Genomic DNA, 23228 nt, shown 5'->3' with positions numbered 1-23228 from the left:
GCTGCGCGGCTAGCGCGTCTCCGGCACGAGCGCCTTCAGGATCGGCTTCACGAACTCGTTCTTCTTGAAGTCGTACAGCACGAAGTCGCTGGAGAACTGCCAGTAGCCCCACGCGAAGCCATATTTCTCGGCCGTGCGCGCGACGGTCGACGTCCACAGCACGCGGTCGTCCATCGCGGCCTTGTCGTAGGCGCCGAATTCGCCGAGGAAGACGGGGCGGCCGCTCGCATCGCTCCATGCTTTTACGGCCGCGAAATCCTTGTCGATCTGCGCGATCTCGGCCGGCTTGCCGAAGCGGATGCCCGTCGTGGAGCGGATCGGCTCGTCGGCCCACGACGCGCCCTGGTGCGTGAACGGGAACGGGTCGTAGTAGTGGAACGTGGCGATGAGGTGTTTGTCGGCGGCCGGCAGCGCCAGGTCCTTCAGCGTGTCGCGGCTGTTCCAGCGCACGCCGCCGATGATGACGTTGCGCGTGGGGTTCGTCTTGCGCATGATGGCCAGCACCTGCGGGAAGCTGGCGTTCCACGTGGCCGCGTCGAACTGGCCGTGCGGCTCGTTGAGCAGTTCGAAGACGACCGTGTTCGGCTCATTGCGGTAGCGCTCCGCCAGCTGGCTCCAGACGGCCTTCAGCTTCGGCATGCAGGCGGCGACATCCTTCGAGCAGTCGTCGAAATCGTGTTCGTCGACGATCACGTTGAGGCCGTGCTTCGTGGCCGTCGCGACGACCCAGTCGAGGCGGTTCAGCCATTTCGGATCGAGGCGGTTCCGCGCGTCGAGGGCGCGGAACGCGAACAGCACGACGCGCACGGTCGAGAACCCGGCCGCCTTGATCTGCGCGAAGTGTTCCTCCTTGTAATTGCCGCTGGCGCCGTCCTGCCAGAACGGATCGTAGCCGATGACGTTGACGCCGCGGCCCAGTTGCCGGACCTGGTCGTGCGCGGCAATCTCCTTGAACTGCGACGTGGCCGGCGGCGGGTTGGGGGCGGGATCGTCGGCGAACGCGGCGTGCGCGACGAGGGTGAGCGTGACGGCGGCGGCGAGGCGCGGCAGCTTGAGCATGAAGAGTCTCCATCGTTATCGTTGTGTTCGTCGATGGTAGCGCTATCTCGTCCTCCTGCCAAGCATGTGACAACGAGACATTTCCAAAAACCGGGGTCAGAGCCCGGTTTTGGGAAATTGTTCAAAAACGGGCTCTGACCCCGGTTGGGTCAATCGGCCGCGTAGATGTTGTTGTCCTTCGTCTCGCGCACGAACAGGGTGCCGATGACGACGGTCGCGACCGCGATCACGATCGGATACCACAGGCCGTAGTAGATGTTGCCGTTGGCCGCGACGAGCGCGAAGGCGGTGGTCGGCAGCAGGCCCCCGAACCAGCCGTTGCCGATGTGGTAGGGCAGCGACATCGACGTGTAGCGGATGCGCGTCGGGAACATCTCGACGAGCATTGCGGCCACGGGGCCGTACACCATCGTCACGTACAGGACCAGCACGAACAGCAGCAGCACGATCATCGGCTTGTTGATCTGCGTGGGGTCGGCCTTCGCGGGATAGCCGGCGGCCTTGATGGCGGCGCCCAGGTCCTTCTTCAGCGCGGCCTCGCGGTCCTTGCTGGCCAGGTCGAAGTTCAGGCCGTCCGCGGTCATCGTCGCGTTGAACGACGGGTAGACCTTGTCGCCGACCTTGACGCTGGCGATGGTGCCGGCCGGCGCATCCTGGCGCGTGTAGCTGACCGAAGCCGCCGTCAGCTGCGCGGTGGCGATGTCGCACGACGACGGGAATTTCTTCGTGCCGGTGGCGTTGAACTGGAAGTGGCAGGACGCCGGATCGGCCACGACGACGACGGGCGAGTTGTTCAGCGCCGTCTCCAGCGCCGGGTTGCCGTAGTGCGTGAGGCCCTTGAAGATCGGGAAGTACGTCAGCGCGGCGATCAGGCAGCCGGCCATGATGATCGTCTTGCGGCCGATGCGGTCGGACAGCGAGCCGAAAAAGATGAAGAACGGCGTCGCCAGCGCGAGCGCGATCGCGATCAGGATGTTGGCCGTCGCGTCGTCGATCTTCAGCGTCTTGGTGAGGAAGAACAGCGCGTAGAACTGGCCCGTGTACCAGACGACGGCCTGGCCCATCACGACGCCCAGCAGCGCGAGCAGCGCGATCTTGCCGTTCTTCCAGGTCAGGAAGGCTTCGCTCAGCGGCGCCTTCGACGTGCGGCCCTCGGCCTTCATGCGCGCGAACGCGGGCGACTCGCTCATCGACATGCGGATCCACACCGACACGGCAAGCAGCAGCACGGAAACGAGGAACGGGATGCGCCAGCCCCACGCGTCGAACGCGGCGGTGTCCATGCCGGCACGCACGCCGGTGATCACGAGCAGCGACAGGAACAGGCCGAGCGTGGCCGTCGTCTGGATCCACGACGTGAAGAAGCCCCGGCGTCCGTCGGGCGCGTGTTCGGCGACGTACGTGGCGGCGCCGCCGTATTCGCCGCCCAGCGCGAGGCCTTGCAGGATCCGCAGCGTGACGAGGACGATGGGCGCCACGATGCCGATCGACGCATAGCCTGGCAGCAGGCCGACGATGAACGTGGAGCCGCCCATGATCATGATCGTGACGAGGAAGGTATACTTACGGCCGATCATGTCGCCAAGGCGGCCGAACACGAGTGCGCCGAACGGCCGCACGATGAAGCCGGCCGCGAAGGCGAGCAGCGCGAAGATGAACGAGGTGGTCGGATCGCCGATGAAGAACTGCTTGGCGATCACGGTCGCCAGCGAACCATACAGGTAAAAGTCGTACCATTCGAAGACGGTACCGAGCGAGGAGGCGAAGATGACCTTGCGCTCTTCCTTCGTGAGCCCAACGCCGGACGGCATGGATTTGCCGCCCGCGGCCATGCCGGGGTTGATTGCCATTGTGGTCTCCAGTCGTGTTTATTGTGTGCGCCGCCCGATGGCGCGGGCAGCCTGCTGACTGTGCGCCGGGAAGCTTACGGCACGCTTGCTGGAAACTTACGCGGGGCTTACAGTTGGGTCGGGGTCGTCGGGATCATCCGGCGAAGCGTCGCCCGGCGAGGCGTCGCCCGGCGCCTCATGCAGCCGCGCATACTTGTACGCTTCCGTCGACCGCTCCAGCGCGAGGCCCAGCGCCGTCGTCAGCTCGCCGCGCGACATGCCCTGTTCGAGCTGCTGGACGGCGAAGCTGTTGCGCAGGGTGCGCCCGCCCGCGCGGGACACGCCAATGCCGGCCCGCTCGAACGTCGCGCGTGTCTGCCGGTAGACGGTCGCCTTGTGCAGCGGCTCCCCTTCCAGGTTCGCGGGGAAGACCAGGTCTCCCGGAATCTCGAGCTCCGCCCGTTCCTTCAGCCATGCCGTCAGTTCGGCGACGCCGGCCCGCGGCAGCGTCGTCGTATGCTCGTAGCTCGTGCGGTGCTTCGCTTCCGGGGTGATGTCGAGCGTGATGGCGCCGTCGATGTCGGGCTGGCGGCCGACTTCGTCCAGCAGCAGGCCGATGGCTTCCGCCACGCGCAGGCCGGCGAGCGCCATCACGATCTGCATCGCGCGGTCGCGCCGGCGCTTCCAGCCGGCGTGGCACGCCATGTCTTCCGTACGGCCGGCGGGGAGGGCGGCCAGGAAGCGCTGCAGGTCGTCCGCGCTCAGCGCCGTCATCGGGGCGTCCTCGGCGAGGTGGGCGCGGTCCGTCGCGATGATGGCCTGGCGGGCAGGGTTCGGCGCGCGTTCCAGGTAGTCGAAGCAGCGCTCCAGCAGGCGCAGGTAGCGATAGGCGATCTTGCTGTTGAGGTCGCGCCGGCCGTCCTTGGCCAGCTCGATGAAGCGGCGCAGGTCGGCCGCGTTCACGGTCGACATCCTGAGACCGCGTTCGAGCATCCACGTGGCGAACTTGCCGAACATGAATCGGTAGATGGCGGCGGATTCCTTCGACACAGGCAGCGGTACGTCGCGCTGGCGGCTGGACGTGAGGACGAACTCCGGCGTGACGACGAAGGCGGCGAAGGCCTCGACGGGACGCTTGTCCCAGTCGGCGAGGGAAGGTGAATGGCTCATGGCCTCATCATACTGCAACTAACCGACTTGCGACGCGGGCGCTGGCCACTGCGGCCAGCAAGACTGTAGTTTCGGCAATATACTCGACGATCCTTACAACAACGCACACTCCAGGGGAGCACCATGTCCGACCATCCGCCCGAAGGTCTTCCAGCGTACCGTATCCTCACCGGCCCGGACGACGCGTCGTTTTGCCGCCGCGTGAGCGCGGCCCTCGAGCAGGGGTATCTGCTGTACGGCTCGCCCGCCGCCACCTTCAACGGCGAAACCGTCATCGTGGCACAGGCGGTCATCTGGCCCGGCACGCGGTCCTCGCTTGCGTAAGTGCAGCGGCCACCCAGGCGACGAAGGGGGCTGTTCCAAAATTATGCAACTAACCGACATGTGGCCCGCCACCAACCCAACCCCGCCACCAACGGGCGAGGGCGGGAGCGCCTTATCGCTCTTATAATAAGGGCGCGCCATCCCTCGGAACGGGACGTCGCGACAGTCCAAACTTGAACGCTACAAAGGAAATCCATGCTCAAGCACATCGTCATGTGGAAACTGAAAGACCACGCCGAAGGCGCCGACCGCGCCGCCAACGCCATCGAAATGAAGCGCCGCCTGGACGAATGCGCCACCATCGTCCCGGGCCAGATCAAGTTCGAAGTCGTCATCGCCCAGCCCGGCCTGGAAGCCACGTACGACGTCGTGCTGTATTCCGAGTTCGAGGACAAGGCCGCGCTCGACGCCTACATCAAGCATCCGGTGCACCAGGCGGTCGTGCCGTTCATCGGCGCGATCCGCGAGGGGCGCCAGTGCATGGACTATGAAGTCTGACGTGTGAAGTAACAACGACGGGGAGGGCCCCATGGAGAACTTTGCGGGACGGGTGGCCGTCATCACGGGCGCCGGCAGCGGACTCGGACGCGAGTTCGCCAACGAGGCGGCCCGGCTGGGCATGAAGCTGGTCCTGGCCGACGTCGATGCGCATGCACTGGAACAGGCGACCGACGCGCTGCAGGCCGGCGGCGCCGACGTGCTGGCGATGGTGTGCGACGTGCGCAAGGCCGCGCACGTCGAAGAGCTGGCCGATGCGGCGATGATCCGCTACGGCGGCGTGCACCTGTTGTTCAACAATGCCGGCGTCGGCACGGCGGGCCTGATCTGGGAACACACGGAAGCCGACTGGGAATGGGTGCTGGGCGTGAACCTGTGGGGCGTGATCCACGGCGTGCGCGTGTTCACGCCGCTGATGCTCGACGCCGCGCGCCGCGACCCCGGCTACGAAGGCCATATCGTGAACACGGCGTCGATGGCGGGGCTGCTGGTGCCACCCGTGATGGGCCCGTACAACGTGTCGAAGCACGCCGTCGTCGCGCTGTCGGAGACGTTGTACCACGACCTGCGCCTCGTCGATGCGGCAATCAATGCGTCGGTGCTGTGCCCGTATTTCGTGCCGACGGCGATCGCGCACTCGGCGCGGCACCGTCCCGGCGACCTCCGCCACGACGGGCCGCCGACGCCCAGCCAGCAGGCGGGCCAGGCGCTGCTGGAACAGGCCGTCGCGTCGGGCAAGATGACCGCGGCGGACGTGGCCCGCATCACGTTCGACGGTATCCGCCGGGGCGATTTCTATATCTTCACGCATCCGCAGGCGCTGCAGGGCGTGGTCCAGCGCATGGAGACCATCGTGCATGGCCTGCCGCCGGCCGATGCCTACGCGGCGACGCCGCAATTCACGGCCATGCTGAAGGCCGCGGTTCAGGGCGAGGGAAAGTAGGGCGGCACGTTCGCCGCGATGTGCGCGAATTCCGCCTTGATTGCCTTGCGCATGCTCTGCTCCTTGTTGTTACTGTAGAGCAACAAGATTAGCAGTGCGCTGCGGAAATTCCTGCCCCCATCCGAGGGGCAGTCCAATCAGGCCGCGGCCTGGTCGCAAGGTTTCAGGATGCGTTCGTGCAGCTCCGGTTCGGCACCGTCGTACATCTTGACGACGGTCGACGTGCGGGTGCCGTAACCGGGAATCTCGATGCAGACTGCGGACAGCTGCCGTTCCAGGTCGAGCGGCACGCCGGTGTGCGGGAGGCGCATGTCAGGCGCGCGCGTCGTGTCGGCGAGCATCTCGAAATACGCTTCTTCCGGCGCGCCCTGCAGCAGCAGGCTGGCGAACGTCGCTTTCGTGCGCACGACCTTGGGCCACGGCGCATCCAGCAGGCCGTTCGACACGCCGTAGATGCCCGGCTCAAGCGGCTTGCCGTTGCGCGGGTCGTCGCCCGCGTGGTTCGAGAACCAGACCATGCCGTCGCGGTCGCCCAGGATCAGGTTGAAGCCGTTGTAGGCGTCCGCATCCGGCGCGATACGGGCGAGGTAGGCCGGCGCATCCTCGTCGCCCTTGAGAAAATCGGCGACGAGGGCGCCGCGCGTGGGCGCATCCGTGCGCGAGTCGCTGGGAGAACGGACGTTCGTGAGGGCGGCGAATTTCGGGCCGCGCGGGCCGTCCTTCGTCACGCCCATCCAGCTGCCGCCGCCGCGCAGGTCGCGGCCCGCGATGATGTTCGGGGCGTCCGGCCACGGACCGGCCGGAGTGGCGGGACGATCATAGTATTCGTCGCGGTTGGCGCAGGCGACCAGCGGCAGGCCGGGGATCACGCGCCAGGCAAAGACGATCAGGCACATGTTGGAAGATCCGTAAAAATTTCGGCGCGGCGGGGACCTTCGATGAGGCCTTCGAATCCGGCGCTGCGGGCCGCGGCGTCGAGCCGCGCGGGAAAGGCGTCGTCCACGCCGGGGTAGACTTCCATCCAGGTCTGCAGGCCGTCGCGCACCTCGGGCCGGCGTTTCAGCTGCGCCGGCACGCCGACGCCAGCCTGCAGCGCGCGCACGCGCGGCGCGAGCGCGGCGGCGTCGACGTCGCGCACCTTGTAATAGACGTACAGGTCGATCATGTGCGTCAAACGTCGAGTGCGTCGAGGGCGTACGGCAGCGGCAGGAAATCCAGCTTCGTGCCGCCGGCGGAGCCGTGGCGCACCTCGCCGTCCAGCGCCGCGAGCTTGATCTCGACGAGGACATCGGCCCCGCCGGCGCCGTTCGGCGCCGCGTTGACGATCATGCCGGACGGCTGGTCCGGGTCGGCGACGGAATACACTTCGTCGCCCGGACGCGCGGCCGCATTGGCGAGCGTGGCCAGCGCCATGCGGCGTTTCAGCTTGCCGAGATACTGGCTGCGGGCGACGATTTCCTGGCCCGGATAGCAGCCCTTCTTGAAATTGACGCCGCCGAGCAGTTCGTAGTTGACCATCTGCGGCACGAACTGTTCCTGCGTGCCGGGGCCGATCTGCGGCACGCCGGCGTGGATGGCCGCCAGTTGCCAGGCCGCGTTGCCGCCCAGCGCGAGCGTGTCCTTCCATGCGGCCAGCGCGGCGATCGCGCTGTCAGGCGTCGTCAGCCACAGGTAGCGCGGCTGGCCGAATGCGTCCGTCAGGCGGATCACGGTGCCGGCCTCGCCGTCGACTTTCGCGTACGGTGCGTCGGGCAGGGTGCCGGCACGGGCACGGAGCGCGTCGGCCGCGGCCGCGCCGCCCAGGCCGAGGACGGCGGCATGCCGCGGTTCGTCGCTGGCGTCGCGCAGCTTCGCTTTCGCGCGCAGCACGAACATCGTCAGGCGCTTCTGCAGCGGCGCCTGGATGGCGCGCGGCAGCTGCAAATAAATGTTCTCGGCATCGCGCCACATCAGGAATGTCGCCTGGAGGCGCCCCTTCGGCGTGCAATAGCCGGCGAGGCGCGCTTCGGATGGGCCGAGGTGCTCGACGTCGTTGGTCAGCTGGTTGTGGAGGAAGCTGGCGGCGTCTTCGCCGGCAATCCCAATCAGTCCGAGGTCGGTGACGGGGGCGACGAAGCCCTGTTCGAGGTCGGCGGTGGCGAGTGCGCGGCCGAAGTCCTCGACCTGCGTCGGGCTATCGGGGTGAAAGCGGGCGCCCAGGGTGGCGAGGTGTTCGATCCAATGATTCATGACACGATTTATTTCCGGTTTGGCTGTATCGGCTTTATGATTACGGCCTCATTATAAGTTCGCCTTCAAAATTGCGCCGACGACGGCGAAAAACCAGATCCAGCATGGCATTCATAAAAAAACTCATCGTCACAGGCGTCATCGTGGCCGTCGGTGCCGGCGCCGGCTTTCAGTGGTGGAGCAGGCAGCCGATCACGCCGGGCAACGCGGCCGTCATCCCGTTCGCCATCGCGCAGGGCAGCCACGTGGCTGGCGCCGCGCAGCAGATGGCGACGGCCGGCGTGCCCGTCAACCCGTTCCTGTTCGGCGTGCTGGCGCGGATCACGGGCAAGGCGGGCAAGATCAAGGCCGGCAGCTACGAGCTGAAGCCGGATACGTCGCCGCGCCGTCTCCTCACCCAGCTCGTGCGCGGTGAGTTCGCGCAGGAATCGCTGACGATCATCGAAGGCTGGACTTTCCGCCAGATGCGGCAAGCCATCGACGCGGCCCCGAACCTGAAGCACGAGACGGCGAAACTGTCCGACCAGGAATTGCTGGCGAAAGTCGCCCCGGACTACAAGGCGCCCGAAGGCCTGTTCTTCCCCGATACGTACCTGTTCGCGAAGAAGGCGAGCGACCTGTCGATCTACAAGCAGGCGCACGAGATGATGATGAAGCGCCTGAAGGCCGCGTGGGAGAAACGCGACCCGGGCCTGCCGTACACGGAGCCGTACCAGGCGCTGATCATGGCGTCGCTGGTGGAAAAGGAAACGGGCCAGAAGAGCGAGCGCGCGATGATCGCGGGCGTCTTCGTCAACCGCCTGAAAGCGGGCATGCTGCTGCAGACCGACCCCACCGTCATCTACGGCATGGGCGAGAAATACGACGGCAAGATCCGCAAAAAGGACCTCGAGACGGACACCCCGTACAATACCTATACGCGCGCCGGCCTGCCGCCGACGCCGATCGCGCTGCCGGGCGTGCAATCGCTGGCCGCCGCGACGGCGCCCGCGAAGACGGAAGCCCTGTATTTCGTGTCGCGCGGCGATGGCACGAGCCACTTCTCGGTCAACCTGAATGAGCACAACAAGGCCGTGAACCAGTACCAGCGCAACCAGTCGCAGTAATTACGAATGAATGCCATGAATCAAACCGATGCCACCCGCGGACGTTTCATCACCTTCGAAGGCATCGACGGCGCCGGCAAGTCGACGCACATCGGCTACGTCACCTCGCTGCTGAAAGGCGCGGGCAAGCGGGTCGTCTCGACGCGCGAGCCGGGCGGCACGCCGCTCGGCGAAAAGCTGCGCGACCTCGTGCTGCACGAAAAAATGCACCTCGAGACGGAAGCCCTCATCATGTTCGCCAGCCGGCGCGAGCACGTCGCGCAAGTCGTCGAACCGGCGATCGCGCGCGGCGACTGGGTGCTGTCCGACCGCTTCACGGATGCCAGCTTCGCCTACCAGGGCGGCGGGCGCGGTCTCGATCGCGCCAGGCTGGAGGCGCTGGAGCAGTGGGTGCATCCGCACCTGCAGCCCGACCTGACCCTGCTGTTCGACGTCCCGCTGGACGTCGCCAAGGCCCGCCTGTCCGCCTCGCGCACGCTCGACAAGTTCGAGATGGAGCAGGCCGATTTCTTCGCGCGTGTGCGCGCCGAATACCTGCGCCGCGCGGCGGAATCCGGCGGCCGCATCGTCGTCATCGATTCGACGAAGACGATAGCCGAAGTGCGCGGCGCGCTGCAGGCCGCGCTGGAGACCTGGCTGTGAGCATGTACCCCTGGCAAGAAGACGCGTGGACCCGGCTGCAGGCGATGCGCGTGCGGCTGCCGCATGCGATCCTGTTTTACGGCCCGGCCGGAATCGGCAAGGCCGATTTCATCGAAGCGTTCGCCCAGGCGCTGCTGTGCGAAAACGGGAGGCCGGACGGGCACGCATGCGGGGCGTGCGCGTCGTGCGGCTGGTTTGTCCAGGGCAATCACCCCGACTACCGCCGCGTGCGGCCCGAAGCGATGGAAGACGAAGCGCCCTCCGCGGAGGGCGACGAGGCGCCGGCCGAAGAGAAAAAGGCCAAGTCGAAGACGGCGTCGAAAGAAATCAAGATCGAGCAGGTGCGTGCGCTGGCCGATTTCATGAACATCTCGACGCACCGCCAGGGCCTGCGCGTCGTCGTGCTGTACCCGGCCGAGGCGCTGAACATGCCCGCGTCGAATGCGCTGCTGAAGACGCTCGAGGAACCGCCGCCGGGCACCGTGTTCCTGCTGGCATCGAACGGGCTGGACCGGCTGCTGCCGACGATCCTGTCGCGCTGCCGCAAATTCGCCTTGCCGATGCCGGATCATGCCCAGGCGTTGGCGTGGCTCGCAGCGCAGGGCGTCACCGATGCGGACGGCTGGCTGCGCGAGCAGGGCGGCGCGCCGCTCGCGGCGCTGGCACAGGCGGAGACGGGCAGCCGCGAAGAGCTCGACGGCCTGCTGCAAGTGCTCGCGCAACCGAGCGTCGATGCCGCGTTGCGCAGCGCCGACAAATTGAGCAAGGCGCCGCTCGCATCCCTCGTCGCGTGGCAGCAGCGGTGGCTGTATGACGTGTTCTCGTACAAGCTGTCCGGAGTGATCCGGTATTATCCGAGATATCAGCGGGAACTCGCGGCGCTGGCCGGACGGGTGCCCGTGGCCCAGTTGATGCAGGCTATCAAGTCCACGAACGAGCGCCGCGCCGTGGCCGATCACCCCTTGTCGCCGAAGCTGTTTGTCGAAGACATGTTGCTCGATTACACCGCCCGCTGCGGTGTGTGATGAAAGGAAGATGATGAGCGTATCGCCGAACGGTCCGATCAGTGGCCTGCCCGCCGATCCGAACGCGCCGCAGCCGGCGCGGCCGTCCGTACTGTCGCTCGCCATCAAGGAAAAGGCCGCCCTGTACGCGGCCTATATGCCGTTCCTGAAGAATGGCGGCATGTTCGTGCCGACCAACAAGCCATACAAGATCGGCGACGAGATCTACCTGATCCTGTCGCTGATGGACGACCCGAACAAATACCCGATCGCCGGCAAGGTCGCGTGGATCACGCCGGCCGGCGCGAACAACAACAAGGCGCAAGGCATCGGCGTGCACTTCCCGGCCGACGAAACCGGACAGCGCGCCCGCTTGCGCATCGAAGAAATCCTCGGCGCCGCGCTGCGTTCGGCGCGCGCCACCCATACCCTGTAACTTCCTGGTTTCACCATGCCGTCCTACGTACACCGCCTCGCTCGTCGAGAAGATCTTCCCGTCATCGTCGACATCTACAATTCCACCATCGCCTCGCGCGAAGTCACGGCCGACACCGAACCCGTCACCGTGCAGTCGCGCGAAGGCTGGTTCAACGACCACATGCCGGAACGCCGTCCGCTGTGGGTGATCCACGACGCGGCCGATACGTCGGACGAGCCGGCCGTGATCGGCTGGTGCTCTTACTCGAATTTCTATGGCCGTCCGGCATATTCCGGCACGGCCGAGCTGTCGATCTATATCGCGGAAGCGTGGCGCGGCAAGGGTGTCGGGCGTTACTGCCTCGAACAGGCGATGGCGTTCGCGCCCAATGTGAACGTGCATACCTTGCTGGGCTTCATCTTTGGCCACAATGTGCCGAGCCTGGCCCTGTTCCGCAAATACGGGTTCGATACGTGGGCGCATTTTCCGCGGGTGGCGAATCTGGATGGGATCGAGCGGGACCTGATCATCCTCGGTAAGCGGGTGGCCTGAGACCGCAAAACCGTCGCCCCTGGACCAGGCGTCCCCCTCGGCAGGGCCCAAGTTTTGCGTCATGTAGACGCGACGAAATTGGGTTCCCGCCTGCGCGGGAACGACGGAGCGAACGCAGGCGGTACTTTTGTACGTCGCGTACAATATCTGGATGTATATCGATTCCCACTGCCACATCAATTTCCCGGAACTGGCCGCCAGGATGCCGGACATCCTGGCCAGGATGGCCGAGAACAAGGTCTCGCACGCGCTGTGCGTCTCCGTCGACCTGCCGGAGTTTCCCAGCGTGCTCGCGCTTGCCGAGCAATACCCGCACATTTATGCGTCCGTCGGCGTGCACCCCGATTACGAGGACACGCCCGAGCCCACCGTCGCCCAGCTCGTCGAGCTGGCCGATCACCCGAAGGTCATCGCGATCGGTGAAACCGGTCTCGATTATTACCGGCTGGAAGGCGACCTCGAATGGCAGCGCGAGCGTTTCCGTACGCACATCCGCGCGTCGCGCGAGACCCGCAAGCCGCTGATCATCCACACGCGCTCGGCCAGCGAAGACACGATCCGCATCATGCGCGAAGAACGTGCGGGCACGGACCAGGGCGGCGTCGCGGGCGTGATGCACTGCTTCACGGAGTCGCTCGACGTGGCCCTCGCCGCCATCGAGATGGGTTTTTATATCTCGTTCTCCGGCATCGTGACGTTCAAGAGTGCGAAGGACCTGCAGGCGGTGGCGCGGGCGCTGCCGCTGGACCGCATCCTCATCGAGACGGATTCGCCTTACCTCGCCCCCGTGCCGTTCCGCGGCAAGATGAACGAGCCGGGCTATGTGGCGCACGTGGCGGAATATCTCGCCACGTTGAAGGACGTGCCGCTGCGCGAGATCGCCGACCGCACCACCGAAAATTTCTTCAACCTGTTCAAGACCGCGAGGACCTGACCGTGACCCTTCTTCGATCGATCGTGCTCGCCGCCGCGCTGGCGGCACCCGCCATGGCGATGGCCGACCAGACGAGCGACTTCTTCCGTGCCGTGCAGATGGACGATGCGCGCACGGTGCGTTCGCTGCTGGGCAAGGTCGACCCGAACCAGGCCAACCCGGTTGGCGGCGAACCGCCCCTCGTGCTGGCCGTGCGCGAAGGCGCGATGCAGGTGGTCGACGCGCTGCTGCGCCACCCGGGTACGAACGTCGACGCGCCTGCGCTGAACGGCAACACGGCGCTGATGATGGCCGCGTACAAGCACAACAAGCCGGCCGCCGAGGCGCTGATCGCAAAAGGCGCCGCGGTAAACCGCCCGGGCTGGACGCCGCTGCACTACGCGGCCGCGAGCGGCGATAACGACATCGCGCGCCTGCTGCTCGCGCACGGCGCCCGCATCGATGCGCAGTCGCCGCCGGCGAGCGGCAAGTTCACGCCGCTGATGATGGCGGCGCGCGAAGGCCACGAGGACACGGCCGTGTTCCTGCTCGGCCAGGGCGCCGATCCGACACTGAAGAATGGCGAAGGTCTCACGGCGGCCGAGATCGCGCGCCGTGCGGATCACGCCACCATCGCGGCGAAGCTCGACACGCAGGTCAAGCCTGCCCGCTGAGCTAGCTTTCTCCGCACTTGTGGGCGCGCTTGCGCGTGTACATGTGCGCGTCCGCATGCATGAGTAAGGTCTCGACCTGGTCCGCGTGATCGGGGAACAGGCCGATGCCGATGCTGACGCCGATGTGCAGCGGCGCGCATTGCGTCGGCACGGGCCGCACGAGCGCGGCGCGGATCTTGTCGGCGCAGTGTTCCGCGTCCTCGGGCGCCTGCAGGTCTTCCAGCAGCAGCACGAATTCGTCGCCGCCCAGGCGCGCCACCGTGTCCGATTCGCGCGCGCATTCCACCAGCCGCGCCGCGACTTCCCGCAGCAGCGCGTCGCCGGCCGCATGGCCATAGCGGTCGTTGACCTCCTTGAAATCGTTCACGTCCACGTAAAGCAGGCCGAGCCGCGATTGGCAGCGCCGCGCCCGCGCGATGGCCGTGCGGATGCGGTCGAAGAACAGCCGGCGGTTCGGCAAGCCCGTCAGTTCGTCGAGGCAGGCCGACCGCATCAGGTCGTCATGCAGGCGCTTGCGTTCCAGCGCCAGGCCGACCTGGGCTGCGACGAAGCGCAGCAGGCCGCGGTCGGCGGGGGAGTATCCGGTGCCGGTGCGGTCGCGCAGCAGCAGCGCGCCGATCGTGCCGGCCGGGCCGCCCAGTTCGATCATGAGCCACGTGTTCAGGCGGCCGGCGCCGACGTGGCGGACGGCGTCCGGCGCGATACTGTCCGGCGTCGTCGCGGCCGCGCGCCAGCGCGCCAGGCACGCGCGCGACGGCAGGCGCATCTTCGGATCGTGGTCGCACTGGTAGACGACCTTGAAACCATGCTGCGGGGTCGGGTCGCTGACGACCACCATCCCGGGCGCACCCACCAGGTGGTCGAGGATGGCGTGGATCTCGCCGCAGAGTCCGGCCAGGTCGCCGGCGTGGTAGGCCGCTTCGGAAATCGCGTACGTCGCCGCCTGGCGCCGCTCGGCGCGCTTGCGGGCGCTGATGTCGCGCCCGACGCCCAGGCGCAGGCCATGGTCCGCGATGAAGCGCGCCGACCACATCACGTCGACGCGGCGTCCATCCTTGTGCAGGTAGCGGTTCTCGAAGCCGACGCGTTCCTGTCCCGCCTGCACGCGCGCGCTTTCCATGCACGTGATGGCGCGGTCCTCGGGGACGACGAAATCGAGCATGTATTGACCGATCAACTCGGTGGGACGGTAGCCGAGCATGCGTTCGCACCCGGCGCTGACGTCCACGATGATGCCGCGCCGGTCCACCAGGAAAACTACGTCCAGCAACAAATCGGCGATATTCGCCGACAGGGAACGGATCGAATGGACCATGGCGGCCTGCTAACGGAAACAGCGGTGGGAAAATACTAACATTCCCACATGGAAAAAGGTCAAGGTATTTAAGCATCGCCGACCGGCTGTCCCATCGATCCGACAAACTGGCCGGCAAATCCCCGTCAGCTCGGCGCATCAGTTGCATAAAAGCATGGAGATAATGCAGGCACACTCCGACATAGAGGAACCCATGCTCAACGAACGCGAAATCGAAAGCTGCTACCTGGGGCAGTTTATTCCGGTCCACTACCATCACAACATGCTGATGGACCATAACCGCATGCACAGCTTCAAGTCCGCGATCTACCACGCCGTGAAGCCGGGCATGAAGGTGCTGGAGCTGGGCGGAGGCACGGGCGTGCTTTCGTACTTCGCGGCCCAGAACGCGTCGCAGGTCTATTGCGTCGAGTTCAACCCGGACATGGTGCGCGAGGCGCGCCGCTTCCTCGCCATGAACCCGAACGGCCACAAGGTCGAGGTCATCCATGCGGACGCGTTCGAATACCTGCCGCCGGAACCCGTCGATCTCGTCATCTGCGAAATGATCCACGTCGGCATGCTGCGCGAAAAGCAGGTCGAGGTCATCGAGTCGTTCAAGCGGCGCTACCTGGCGCGCTTCGGCGGTCCGCTGCCGATCTTCATGCCGGAAGCCGTCATCATGGCCGCGCAGCCGCTGCAGCTCGAATACGATTTCGAGGGTTTCTATGCACCGATCGTGCAATTCCAGCCGACCAACGTGATTTACCCGGGCACCATCGACCTGGCGCAGCCGTGCGTGTATGCGATCATGGACTTCAGCCAGCCCGTCGGCGACGCGATCGCGTGGGAAGGCCAGTTCCGCATGGAGCAGGGCGGCCGCCTGAACGCGCTGCGCTTCATCACCAAGAACGTGCTGTCCATCGTCGAGGAACGCGGCACGACGATCGACTGGCTGAACCACTACATGATGCTGCCGCTGGCCACGCCGCTGGACGTGCAGGCAGGCGACGTCGTGCAGGTGAGCTTTGCCTACCGCGCGGGCGGCTCGATTCCGTCGCTGGAAGCGTCGATGCGCGCCGAGGTCGTCGAACGGGCGGGCGTGCCGGTGCAGGTCCGCGACACCGTCCTGGCCTGATCGTTTGCCCTGCCGGGGACGACGTCCGCTCGTCCCCGCTTTTGCCCCGTTTGTCTCCCCCCGCTGACCGTCCGTCGCAGAAACATTGCGGATTGGCGTCCATACAACTACAGTCACATCGTCGGGCCGCACCGGCCCTTGCCCTGAAAGATGGAGCTGACGATGCTGGGTTTCCTCGTGTGGTTGGTGTTATTGTTCCTCTGCTGGCCGATCGCGCTGCTGGCGCTCGTGATGTATCCGCTCGTCTGGCTCGTGCTGCTGCCGTTCCGGCTGCTCGGGATCGGCGTCGAGGCCGTCTTCGAGTTGCTGCGGGCGATCGTCATGCTGCCGGCGCGCGTGCTGGGCGGGGGCGTGGGACGCTGAAACTTGTCGTCCAGCCAGTGTGCGCGGATTAACAGACGGACACGAACCGTTCGCCTATCGTGCCCATACTGATGGCTTTCATTCGACGGCCATGCTTTTAAAGGAGTGACTATGCGCCTGGACATCTACCGCAGAGCCGAACACGACGGCAAGTTTTCTTACCTGGCCGTCCCCGAGACCCGCAATATCCCCGAGGAAGCCACGAATACCGACTGGGAGGTCGAAGCGCGGGCCTTCGAAGTCGACGACGATGCCGGAGACCTGCCCGATTACGATATCCAGAACCTGAACGCCCAACTGGCGGAAAAAGGCTACGCCGTCACGTCGTCGACGATGCATTGACGATGCACTGGCGCGCATTGACGCTGTCGCGGTAGCACCACATTCGCGGCCGTACGCCGTCCGTCCGGACCAGCCGGGGCGGAGCGCGTACGGCCGCGTATCGCATATGGTATCCTTGCGCCTCGTTCAGTCGGAGGCGTCATGAAGTGGTTCGTAGTCGGTTTTCTCGTGCTGTCGGTCCTGCACATCCATTTCCGTGGCAAGGTCCGCCTGCCGTTCGGCCGACAGCTGTTCGACCATTCGTCGTTCATGGCGCCGATCAATATCTTCATGCACCTGTTCTCGAAGGTGCCCAGCACGCCGTACATCCCGGTCCGTGAATTCCCCGAATTGTCCGTGCTGCAGGAGAACTGGCCGACGATCCGCGAGGAAGGCCTGCGCCTCATCGAGATGAAGAAGATCAAGGCGTCCGAGGAGAACAACGATGCCGGTTTCAATTCCTTCTTCAAGACGGGCTGGAAGCGCTTCTACCTGAAGTGGTACGACGCGAGCCACCCGTCGGCCGAGCGCCTGTGCCCGCAGACGTACGCGCTGCTGCAGGGCATCCCGTCCGTGAAGGCCGCGATGTTCGCCGAGCTGCCGCCGGGCGCGAAGCTGAACCCGCACCGCGACCCGTTCGCGGGCTCGATGCGCTACCACCTGGGCCTGGCCACGCCGAACGACGACCGCTGCTTCATCGAAGTCGACGGCCAGCGCTACAGCTGGCGCGACGGCCAGGGCGTCATCTTCGACGAAACCTTCATTCACTGGGCCGAGAACGCCAGCGACAGCGACCGCCTGATCCTGTTCTGCGACGTCGAGCGTCCAATGCGGTTCCGCTGGATGCAGGCCGTGAACCGCTGGCTGGGCCGCACGATGATGACGGCGGCCGCCTCGCCCAACGAGAGCGGCGACCAGACGGGCCTCGTCAGCAAGCTGTTCCGCGTTTCGTACGTGATGGGCCAGTACCGCCGCCGCTACAAGGCCTGGAACAAGACGGCCTATAAAGCGACGAAGGTCGCGCTGATCGTGGGCCTCGCGGCACTCGTCTATTACGTCTGAAAAAAAGGGCCGCAAGCGCAGCCCTTCTTGTTGGGCCGCGCCTTGCGGCCAAAGGGGATCCTCAAAACGTGAAGGGCATCCTGACCATCAGCGTGACGTCCGGCGTATCGCGCGTGAGGCCCGCGCCCACCGATACGCTCAAGGTGCGGTTGTTCTTCAGGCGGTACGAGTAGCCGAGCAGCAGCGTACCGAGCTGCACGCGCACGGAACCCGGGATGACCACGCCGTTCTGGTGCATGCGGCCCACGGAGTTGTGGTCGTAGCCGATGCTGAACGACGCCCGCTCGTTCAGCGCGAGACCCATGCCGAAGTTGAACCCGAACACGTCGCCCGGTTCCACCGTGCCCAGCAGTTCCTTGCCGCCGTTCAGCACGGTGCGGTAGACGTTGCCGCGCTTGAAGTTCTTCGTGTAGCTGAAGCCGCCGAAGAAGATGGCCGGATCGGACGGCAGCAGCCACGTCACGCTTGGCTGCACCGAATAGAAGCCGGAGCCGGTCGGCAGGTCGAGCGGCAGGCCCGTCCCGGTGACGTTCTGGCCCACGCAGCGGGTCTGGCAATCCGTCACGACCTCGAACGGATCGCGGCCCGTGCGCGACTTGAAGCGCAGGCCGGCGATGTAGTACGGGGTGTCGACGCCGCCGTCGTTCAGCTGGTAGCGCCAGCCCAGCTCGATGTCGCCGATGCCCTTGCCGCTCGTCTCGAACGCGCGCTCGGCGGCGGTGCCCGTGAACAGCTCGCGGCTGACGGTCGAATCGCTGCGGTAGACGTACGGGATCTTCGCTTCGAATTCCAGGCGGTTGTCGAAGCCGTAGCGGAACGTGGCGGTGCCCGTCGTCGTATTGCGTTTCACTTCGCGCACGTCCAGCAGGCCGATCAGCAGGGCCGGGATCACCGTGTAGCCGACGAGGGCGACGCGGTTGCTGGACGAATAGCCATACTGCACGGATGGCTCGAACACGACTTTACCCCGCGGCGTGAGCACGCCCGGGGTCTCGAAGATCGGCGCCACTTCCGGCGTTTTCGGCGCGGGCGGGCGGCCGACGGCATCGTTGCCCGCCTGGGCCTGCCCGCCACCACCCGTGCCGCGCAGCGGCGCCAGGCGGCCCGGATAGACCGGATCCGCGAACGGGACGGCGAGCCTGGGCGGCGCGTCGAGCGGGCCGGCCTGCACCTGCGCGGGCGCGTCGGGCTGGGGCGCCGGCAGGTTGCCGGTGCCGCGCATCCGCTCGAGCTGCGACGGCGCCGCCGCCGCCGTGTTCGCGGGCGGCGCCACGCCGCTCGCGCGCAACTGGCGTTCCAGTTCGTCGACGCGCGCGCGCTGCTCTTCCAGCTGTTGTCGCATGATCTTGAGCTGCTCGAGGAGGTCAGGACCGGACTGGGCACCGGCCGGGATGGCCGCCAGGGCCACGCTGACACCAATCACGCCGTACAGCGCTGGAATTTTATGCATAGGTTTTCTCCAGGTAAAAATCCGTCACCTGCCGGTGGCGGCGGTATTGAGCGCGTTCGCGAGGCTGGACTGGAAGTTCATGGACTGCAGCAGTCCGCGTGCGTTCACGCTTGCATTGATGATGGTCTGGTTGTTGATCAACTGGTTGTTCAGGCTGTTCTGGATGACGGTGCCGCCCAGCGTGGTGTCGCCCATCTGGACGTTGAACGTGCCGCCGCCGTTCTGGATCAGCCGCACCTGGTTCGCCATGTCGGCGGTGAGCGTACTGTGGCCGCTCGTCAGCTTGCCGAGGTCGCCGAGCTCCAGCTGGCTGCGTTCGGCCACGTTGCCGTTGATCGTGACGATGCGCTCGATGCCGAGCGATACCGCCAGGCCGTTGTCGGTGATGAAGCCGCCGCGGTAGTCGTCCAGCGAGTCGGCCGCCACGGCGTTGTCGCTGGTGAACGGGTTGTCCGGGCCGCTGGCATGGCCCTGCGTCGCGATCGCGGCGCTGGCCAGCACGAGGCCGATCTGGACGGGGATGCGCATGGGGTCTCCTGTCAAAAATCGCCGGGACCGAATTTCGGCAGCGTCGTCATGTCGATCGCGGTCCGGGTCACACCCTCGGCCAGCGGCGCGCGCGGCGCGGCGCGCCAGTCGAGGTCGGCGTTGAACGAAGGCTTGCCGGGCGCGTCGTGGATCACGAACAGCAGCCGGGTCGGCCAGATGGATTCGAAGTGCTCGCGCGTCACGGAGCGCGTGCCGCTGGACGGATCGCCCAGCAGGATGCGCCCGTCGTCCGCGCCCTTGATCACGACGAAGTGGTTGTAGCCCTTCTCGGAGATCAGCACGATGGCGGGCAGTTTGCTGTCGAACAGTTTCTGCAACGGCACCTGGAAGCCGTCCGCCTTATAGCCGATCTTTGCGAGATAGCGCTGCATGTCCAGCAGCGAAAAGCCTTCGCGCCGGATCTTGGCCTGGTCGCCGATCTCCCACATCGCCTTGAAGGCGGTCGTTTCGCTGATCGGATAGCCGTAGTGATAGGTCAGCAGCGTGGCCAGGGCGGCCGAGCCGCAGCTGAAGTCGTATTGCTGGCGGGTCGTCGACGCGAAGCGCAGTTCGCGCATGCTCTTGACCGGTACGTCGAACCGGGCGCCGCCCGCGATCGGCAGGTCGGCCGCATCCACGCGGGCAGCGCCCGCCAGTGCGCACAGCAGCAGGGGCAGGGCGCCGTACTTCATTTGAACTGCAGGTTGACGATGGTGGCATTCTGGATCAGGACGTTCGCGCCGCTGTTCTGGATAACCACCGGTATGCCCGACATGTTGGCGAACGCGCCGGCATCGATCGTGTTCGACCCCGTGACGACGTTCACCGCGCTGTTGCCGCTCACGACCCCGCCGAGATTCGCGTTGTTGCTGGTGTTGAACGTGTCCGTCCCACCGCGCGAATGCTCCAGCTTGCCCAGGTCGGCGGCGGGGCCGAATCCGAGCGAGTCCTGCGCCTGGACCGACTTGCCGTCTCCCTTGTCGGCACCCGTGGCCGGCTGGGCGGCCGGCGCGCTGTCCCGGGCGGGAACCGCGAGTTCCGGTCCTGCCCAGGCCGCGGATGCGCAGACCGCGAGCACAGCGAAGCTGCACACGCGGTTGCTGACGCTACTCTTGAGTGATGACTGCATTCTCTACCCCCGGTTGCATCGAAAAACCGCCGTGCCCGCAGGCACGGCGGTCCTTGGCATTACTTGCCGACAGCCAGGTTGCTCTGGACGTTGACACTCTGCTGGACCAGCGAGGAGAAGCCGTTGTTCTGGCTGATCACCATCACGCCCGCAGCCGACTGGCCGACACCGCTCATGTTGTTGGACATGTCGAAGGAGCCGGCATTGACGGTGTTCGAGCCGCCGTTGCCGCCGGTGCCCGCACCGCCCAGGCCACCCGTGCCCACGCCGGCCGTGATGTTGGCCAGGGCGCCGCCTGCGCCGCCGGTGGTCGAGCCGCCCGCGCCGCCCGCGCCGCCGTTGCCGGCGGTCGAATCGCCCACGGTTGCCGAACCGGTCGTGGCGCTGCCGGTCGTGGCCGAACCGCCGGCCGCACCTGCGCCTGCCGTGTTCGACGCCATGCCGCTGGCGGCACCCGCACCGCCCGCTGCGCCGGCACCGCCCGCACCCGAGGTTGCCGTGCCGGCGGCACCTGCGCCGCCTGCGCCCGAGGTCGCCGTACCGGCCGCACCGGCACCACCCGCGCCGCCTGCGCCACCCGTGTTGCCGGCAGCGTTGCCGGCCGTCGAGGTCAGGGCTGCGCCCGCACCGCCGGCAGCGCCGGTCGCTGCGCCGCCTGCCGCGCCGTTACCGGCCATGTTCGAGCCGGCAGCACCTGCGGCGCCCGCACCGCCTGCCGCACCTGCCGCACCCGCACCGCCGGCACCGCCTGCTGCACCCGCTGCGCCTGCACCGCCGGCGCCGCCGGTCGTGGTGCCTGCCGTCGAGGTCGACGCACCGCTGGTGGTGGCGCCGCCGGTCGAGGCGGGCGAGCCCGAGGTGGCGGTGCCGCTGGCGCCGCCCGTGCCGCCGTCGGCCGACGAGGAGCCGCCGGCGCCCGACGTTGCCCAGCTGCCGCCGGCGCGGGTCATGCCGCCCGTGGCTGCGTTCGATGCGGTCGAGCCGGCATTGCCTGCCGAACCTGCTGCGCCGCCTGCACCGCCGGTGCCGCCCATGCCGCCCGCCGCACCTGCGCCGCCCGCGCCGCCTGCCGCACCGGCACCGCCGGCACCGCCCGTGGCCGCACCGGTCCTGCCGCCGGCGCCGCCCAGGCCTGCCGTCGTGGCACCGCTGGCGCCGCCGTTACCGCCCGACAGGTCGCCCGACGCGCCGCCATTGCCACCCATCGCGTTGCCGGCCATGCCGCCCGCCGCACCCGCACCGCCGGTGCCCGTGGCCGCGCCGCTGGCCGCACCTGCGCCGCCGGTGGCGGAGACCATGCCGGAGCCGCCGCCGGCACCGCCCGCCGCGCCGCGGCCGCCATTGCCGCTGGTCGCGCCCGTCGCCATGCCGCCTGCGCCGCCCGCACCCGCGGTCGCGCCGCCGATGGTGGCGCCGCCTGCGCTGGCGCCGCCGTTGGTGGCCAGTGCCGCCGGCCGAACCGGCTGCGCCGTTCGCGCTGCCCGCACTGCCGCCCGCGCCGGCGGTTGCCGTGATGCCGCCGCCGGTGCCGGCTGCGCCGTTGCCCGCGGTGCCGGCGGCGCCGTTGGCGTTACCGGTGTTGGTGGCGACGTTGCCGATGTTCGAGATGGTGTTGCCCGACACGCGGCCCGTCAGGTTCGCCGTGTTGTTGGACGACGAGGTGTTGAAGCTGTTCGAGAAGTTCGACGTCGCGGTGCCGCCGTTGTTCACGGCGACGGAGCCGGTCGCGGACGCGGTCGAGTCGCCCGAGCTGTTGTTCTTGCCCGTGCTGTTGTCGTTGTCGCGGTTGGTCGTCGTCGAGTTCGAGACCGTGCGGTTGGTCGAGGTGTTGTTGGTGCTGTTGTTGCTGCTGTCCGACGTGTTGTTCGAGTTACGGGTGCTGTTGTCGCTGTTGTCCGTCGACCTGTTGGTCGTCGTGGTGGTGACGCTGCGGTTGCTGTTGTCGGTGTTCGTGCTGCGGTTGCTGTTGTCCGTCCTGCTGCGGTTGCTGTTGTCGGCCGTGTTGGTGCTGCGGTTGCTGTTGTCGGTCGTCGTGGTCGTCGTGCTGCGGTTGCTGTTGTCGCTGCGGTCGCTGTTGTCGGCCGTGTTGGTGCTGCGGTTGCTGTTGTCCGTCGACGTGGTCGTAGTGGTCGTGTTGGTGCTCTTGTTGTTGTTCTGGTCCGAGTTCGTGGTTGCCGTGCTCGTGTTCGTGCTGTTGTTGCTGCTGTCCGAGGAGTTGGTGCTGTTGTTGCTGCTGTCCGAGGTGTTGTTCGAGTTACGGGTGCTGTTGTCGCTGCTGTCCGACGTGCGGGTCGTGGTCTGCGTGACGGTGGCGCCGCCGCCGTTCGCATTGACGCCATCCTGGGCTTGTGCGGTCAGCGAGAATGCCAGCGAAATGGCAGTCACGAGCAAAGTCTTGTTCATTCGAGTTCCCCTCTGGGTTTGATGGTTGGTGATGGGTCGGCTGTAGCGCCGACCTCCATCCCTTTGCAGTTTCAGTGCCAGCCCCACTGCAGAGCTTTCTAACCCATTGTTTTTGTTGACTTTGTACGGATTTTCCTACACGCCTGTCAGAGAAATCCCCGCACGAATTACCGAAAATA

27 protein-coding genes are annotated in these 23228 nt (G+C 66.6%); 15 read left to right on the top strand and 12 right to left on the bottom strand.

The window, feature by feature from the left end:
• Positions 1 to 9: 9 nt before the first annotated feature.
• The 3 genes from ACEN9G_RS29190 to ACEN9G_RS29180 all read right to left on the bottom strand — a co-directional run bounded on the left by ACEN9G_RS29190 (position 10) and on the right by ACEN9G_RS29180 (position 4058).
• A complete protein-coding gene (locus ACEN9G_RS29190) occupies positions 10 to 1059 on the bottom strand; it encodes a glycoside hydrolase family 5 protein (RefSeq protein WP_413342370.1) in 1050 nt (349 codons plus the stop codon).
• 149 nt (positions 1060 to 1208) lie between these two features.
• On the bottom strand, positions 1209 to 2909 hold the full coding sequence (locus ACEN9G_RS29185; protein ID WP_413342372.1) for an MFS transporter: 1701 nt from the start codon (positions 2907 to 2909) through the stop codon (positions 1209 to 1211).
• 96 nt (positions 2910 to 3005) lie between these two features.
• On the bottom strand, positions 3006 to 4058 hold the full coding sequence (locus ACEN9G_RS29180; RefSeq protein WP_413342374.1) for a site-specific integrase: 1053 nt from the start codon (positions 4056 to 4058) through the stop codon (positions 3006 to 3008).
• 123 nt (positions 4059 to 4181) lie between these two features.
• On the opposite strand from ACEN9G_RS29180, the gene ACEN9G_RS29175 reads away from it, so the two are divergent.
• The 3 genes from ACEN9G_RS29175 (at position 4182) to ACEN9G_RS29165 (ending at position 5823) form a co-directional block, all read left to right on the top strand.
• Positions 4182 to 4382, top strand: coding sequence for a DUF1737 domain-containing protein (locus tag ACEN9G_RS29175; RefSeq protein WP_413342376.1), 201 nt, complete (start codon positions 4182 to 4184; stop codon positions 4380 to 4382).
• Between the two features lie 195 nt (positions 4383 to 4577).
• Positions 4578 to 4880 carry a Dabb family protein gene (locus ACEN9G_RS29170; protein ID WP_413342378.1) on the top strand — a complete coding sequence of 101 codons (303 nt, stop codon included), beginning with the start codon at positions 4578 to 4580 and terminating at the stop codon, positions 4878 to 4880.
• A 31-nt stretch (positions 4881 to 4911) separates the two neighbouring features.
• On the top strand, positions 4912 to 5823 hold the full coding sequence (locus ACEN9G_RS29165; RefSeq protein ID WP_413342380.1) for an SDR family oxidoreductase: 912 nt from the start codon (positions 4912 to 4914) through the stop codon (positions 5821 to 5823).
• 137 nt (positions 5824 to 5960) lie between these two features.
• Here the strand turns inward: ACEN9G_RS29165 and ACEN9G_RS29160 are convergent, their stop codons facing one another.
• From ACEN9G_RS29160 to ygfZ, 3 genes are read right to left on the bottom strand one after another with little or no spacing between them, the layout of a single operon-like run.
• The gene (locus ACEN9G_RS29160) at positions 5961 to 6719 is read right to left on the bottom strand and encodes an NRDE family protein (RefSeq protein WP_413342381.1); all 759 of its coding nucleotides are present in this window, start codon (positions 6717 to 6719) and stop codon (positions 5961 to 5963) included.
• The gene (locus tag ACEN9G_RS29155) at positions 6710 to 6988 is read right to left on the bottom strand and encodes a DUF4936 family protein (RefSeq protein ID WP_413388573.1); all 279 of its coding nucleotides are present in this window, start codon (positions 6986 to 6988) and stop codon (positions 6710 to 6712) included. The genes ACEN9G_RS29160 and ACEN9G_RS29155 overlap by 10 nt, the downstream gene beginning before the upstream one ends.
• Positions 6989 to 6993: 5 nt before the next feature.
• On the bottom strand, positions 6994 to 8052 hold the full coding sequence (gene ygfZ, locus ACEN9G_RS29150) for a CAF17-like 4Fe-4S cluster assembly/insertion protein YgfZ (protein ID WP_483127394.1): 1059 nt from the start codon (positions 8050 to 8052) through the stop codon (positions 6994 to 6996).
• Positions 8053 to 8156: 104 nt separating this feature from the next.
• Here ygfZ and mltG point away from each other — a divergent pair, with 104 nt between their 5' ends.
• From mltG to ACEN9G_RS29115, 7 genes are all read left to right on the top strand, one after another.
• Positions 8157 to 9158 carry an endolytic transglycosylase MltG gene (gene mltG / locus ACEN9G_RS29145; RefSeq protein ID WP_413343311.1) on the top strand — a complete coding sequence of 334 codons (1002 nt, stop codon included), beginning with the start codon at positions 8157 to 8159 and terminating at the stop codon, positions 9156 to 9158.
• A gap of 6 nt (positions 9159 to 9164) precedes the next feature.
• Positions 9165 to 9800, top strand: a complete 636-nt coding sequence (gene tmk / locus ACEN9G_RS29140) for a dTMP kinase (protein WP_413343313.1) — start codon at positions 9165 to 9167, stop codon at positions 9798 to 9800.
• Positions 9801 to 9802: 2 nt separating this feature from the next.
• Positions 9803 to 10825, top strand: a complete 1023-nt coding sequence (locus ACEN9G_RS29135) for a DNA polymerase III subunit delta' (protein WP_413343315.1) — start codon at positions 9803 to 9805, stop codon at positions 10823 to 10825.
• 13 nt (positions 10826 to 10838) lie between these two features.
• Positions 10839 to 11240, top strand: a complete 402-nt coding sequence (locus ACEN9G_RS29130) for a PilZ domain-containing protein (RefSeq protein WP_413343317.1) — start codon at positions 10839 to 10841, stop codon at positions 11238 to 11240.
• A 15-nt stretch (positions 11241 to 11255) separates the two neighbouring features.
• Complete coding sequence (locus tag ACEN9G_RS29125; protein WP_413343319.1) at positions 11256 to 11774, top strand: GNAT family N-acetyltransferase; 519 nt, start codon at positions 11256 to 11258, stop codon at positions 11772 to 11774.
• A 151-nt stretch (positions 11775 to 11925) separates the two neighbouring features.
• Positions 11926 to 12708 carry a TatD family hydrolase gene (locus ACEN9G_RS29120; protein ID WP_413343321.1) on the top strand — a complete coding sequence of 261 codons (783 nt, stop codon included), beginning with the start codon at positions 11926 to 11928 and terminating at the stop codon, positions 12706 to 12708.
• A gap of 2 nt (positions 12709 to 12710) precedes the next feature.
• Entirely contained in the window at positions 12711 to 13361 is a 651-nt protein-coding gene (locus ACEN9G_RS29115; RefSeq protein ID WP_413343323.1) for an ankyrin repeat domain-containing protein, read from the top strand.
• Between the two features lies 1 nt (position 13362).
• Here the strand turns inward: ACEN9G_RS29115 and ACEN9G_RS29110 are convergent, their stop codons facing one another.
• Complete coding sequence (locus tag ACEN9G_RS29110; RefSeq protein WP_483127393.1) at positions 13363 to 14676, bottom strand: diguanylate cyclase domain-containing protein; 1314 nt, start codon at positions 14674 to 14676, stop codon at positions 13363 to 13365.
• 193 nt (positions 14677 to 14869) lie between these two features.
• On the opposite strand from ACEN9G_RS29110, the gene ACEN9G_RS29105 reads away from it, so the two are divergent.
• From ACEN9G_RS29105 to lpxO, 4 genes are all read left to right on the top strand, one after another.
• Positions 14870 to 15793 carry a class I SAM-dependent methyltransferase gene (locus ACEN9G_RS29105; protein WP_495605495.1) on the top strand — a complete coding sequence of 308 codons (924 nt, stop codon included), beginning with the start codon at positions 14870 to 14872 and terminating at the stop codon, positions 15791 to 15793.
• A gap of 162 nt (positions 15794 to 15955) precedes the next feature.
• Complete coding sequence (locus tag ACEN9G_RS29100; RefSeq protein ID WP_091662476.1) at positions 15956 to 16156, top strand: hypothetical protein; 201 nt, start codon at positions 15956 to 15958, stop codon at positions 16154 to 16156.
• 111 nt (positions 16157 to 16267) lie between these two features.
• Positions 16268 to 16498, top strand: a complete 231-nt coding sequence (locus tag ACEN9G_RS29095; protein WP_036229374.1) for a DUF6139 family protein — start codon at positions 16268 to 16270, stop codon at positions 16496 to 16498.
• A 141-nt stretch (positions 16499 to 16639) separates the two neighbouring features.
• Positions 16640 to 17539 (top strand): lipid A hydroxylase LpxO, encoded by a 900-nt coding sequence (lpxO, locus tag ACEN9G_RS29090; RefSeq protein WP_413343987.1) that lies wholly within the window; start codon positions 16640 to 16642, stop codon positions 17537 to 17539.
• 61 nt (positions 17540 to 17600) lie between these two features.
• Here the strand turns inward: lpxO and ACEN9G_RS29085 are convergent, their stop codons facing one another.
• Genes ACEN9G_RS29085 through ACEN9G_RS29065 form a run of 5 tightly spaced genes read right to left on the bottom strand, consistent with a single transcriptional unit; the run spans position 17601 to position 22133 of the window.
• Entirely contained in the window at positions 17601 to 18989 is a 1389-nt protein-coding gene (locus ACEN9G_RS29085) for an acetate kinase (RefSeq protein WP_483127392.1), read from the bottom strand.
• A 24-nt stretch (positions 18990 to 19013) separates the two neighbouring features.
• Complete coding sequence (locus ACEN9G_RS29080; protein ID WP_413345472.1) at positions 19014 to 19517, bottom strand: hypothetical protein; 504 nt, start codon at positions 19515 to 19517, stop codon at positions 19014 to 19016.
• A gap of 11 nt (positions 19518 to 19528) precedes the next feature.
• Positions 19529 to 20209, bottom strand: coding sequence for a C39 family peptidase (locus ACEN9G_RS29075; RefSeq protein WP_413345473.1), 681 nt, complete (start codon positions 20207 to 20209; stop codon positions 19529 to 19531).
• Positions 20206 to 20646: a hypothetical protein gene (locus ACEN9G_RS29070; RefSeq protein ID WP_413345475.1), complete on the bottom strand. Its 441-nt coding sequence runs from the start codon at positions 20644 to 20646 to the stop codon at positions 20206 to 20208. Before ACEN9G_RS29070 ends, ACEN9G_RS29075 begins: the two co-directional genes overlap by 4 nt.
• A gap of 59 nt (positions 20647 to 20705) precedes the next feature.
• The gene (locus ACEN9G_RS29065; RefSeq protein ID WP_495605494.1) at positions 20706 to 22133 is read right to left on the bottom strand and encodes a hypothetical protein; all 1428 of its coding nucleotides are present in this window, start codon (positions 22131 to 22133) and stop codon (positions 20706 to 20708) included.
• Here ACEN9G_RS29065 and ACEN9G_RS29060 point away from each other — a divergent pair.
• Entirely contained in the window at positions 22091 to 23071 is a 981-nt protein-coding gene (locus ACEN9G_RS29060) for a hypothetical protein (protein ID WP_495605493.1), read from the top strand. The two genes, ACEN9G_RS29065 and ACEN9G_RS29060, sit on opposite strands and share 43 nt — an antisense overlap.
• The last annotated feature ends 157 nt before the right edge of the window (positions 23072 to 23228 follow it).

This window comes from Massilia sp. Masssp94 (assembly GCF_059491305.1).
This window is presented reverse-complemented; position numbering and strand designations above follow the sequence as displayed.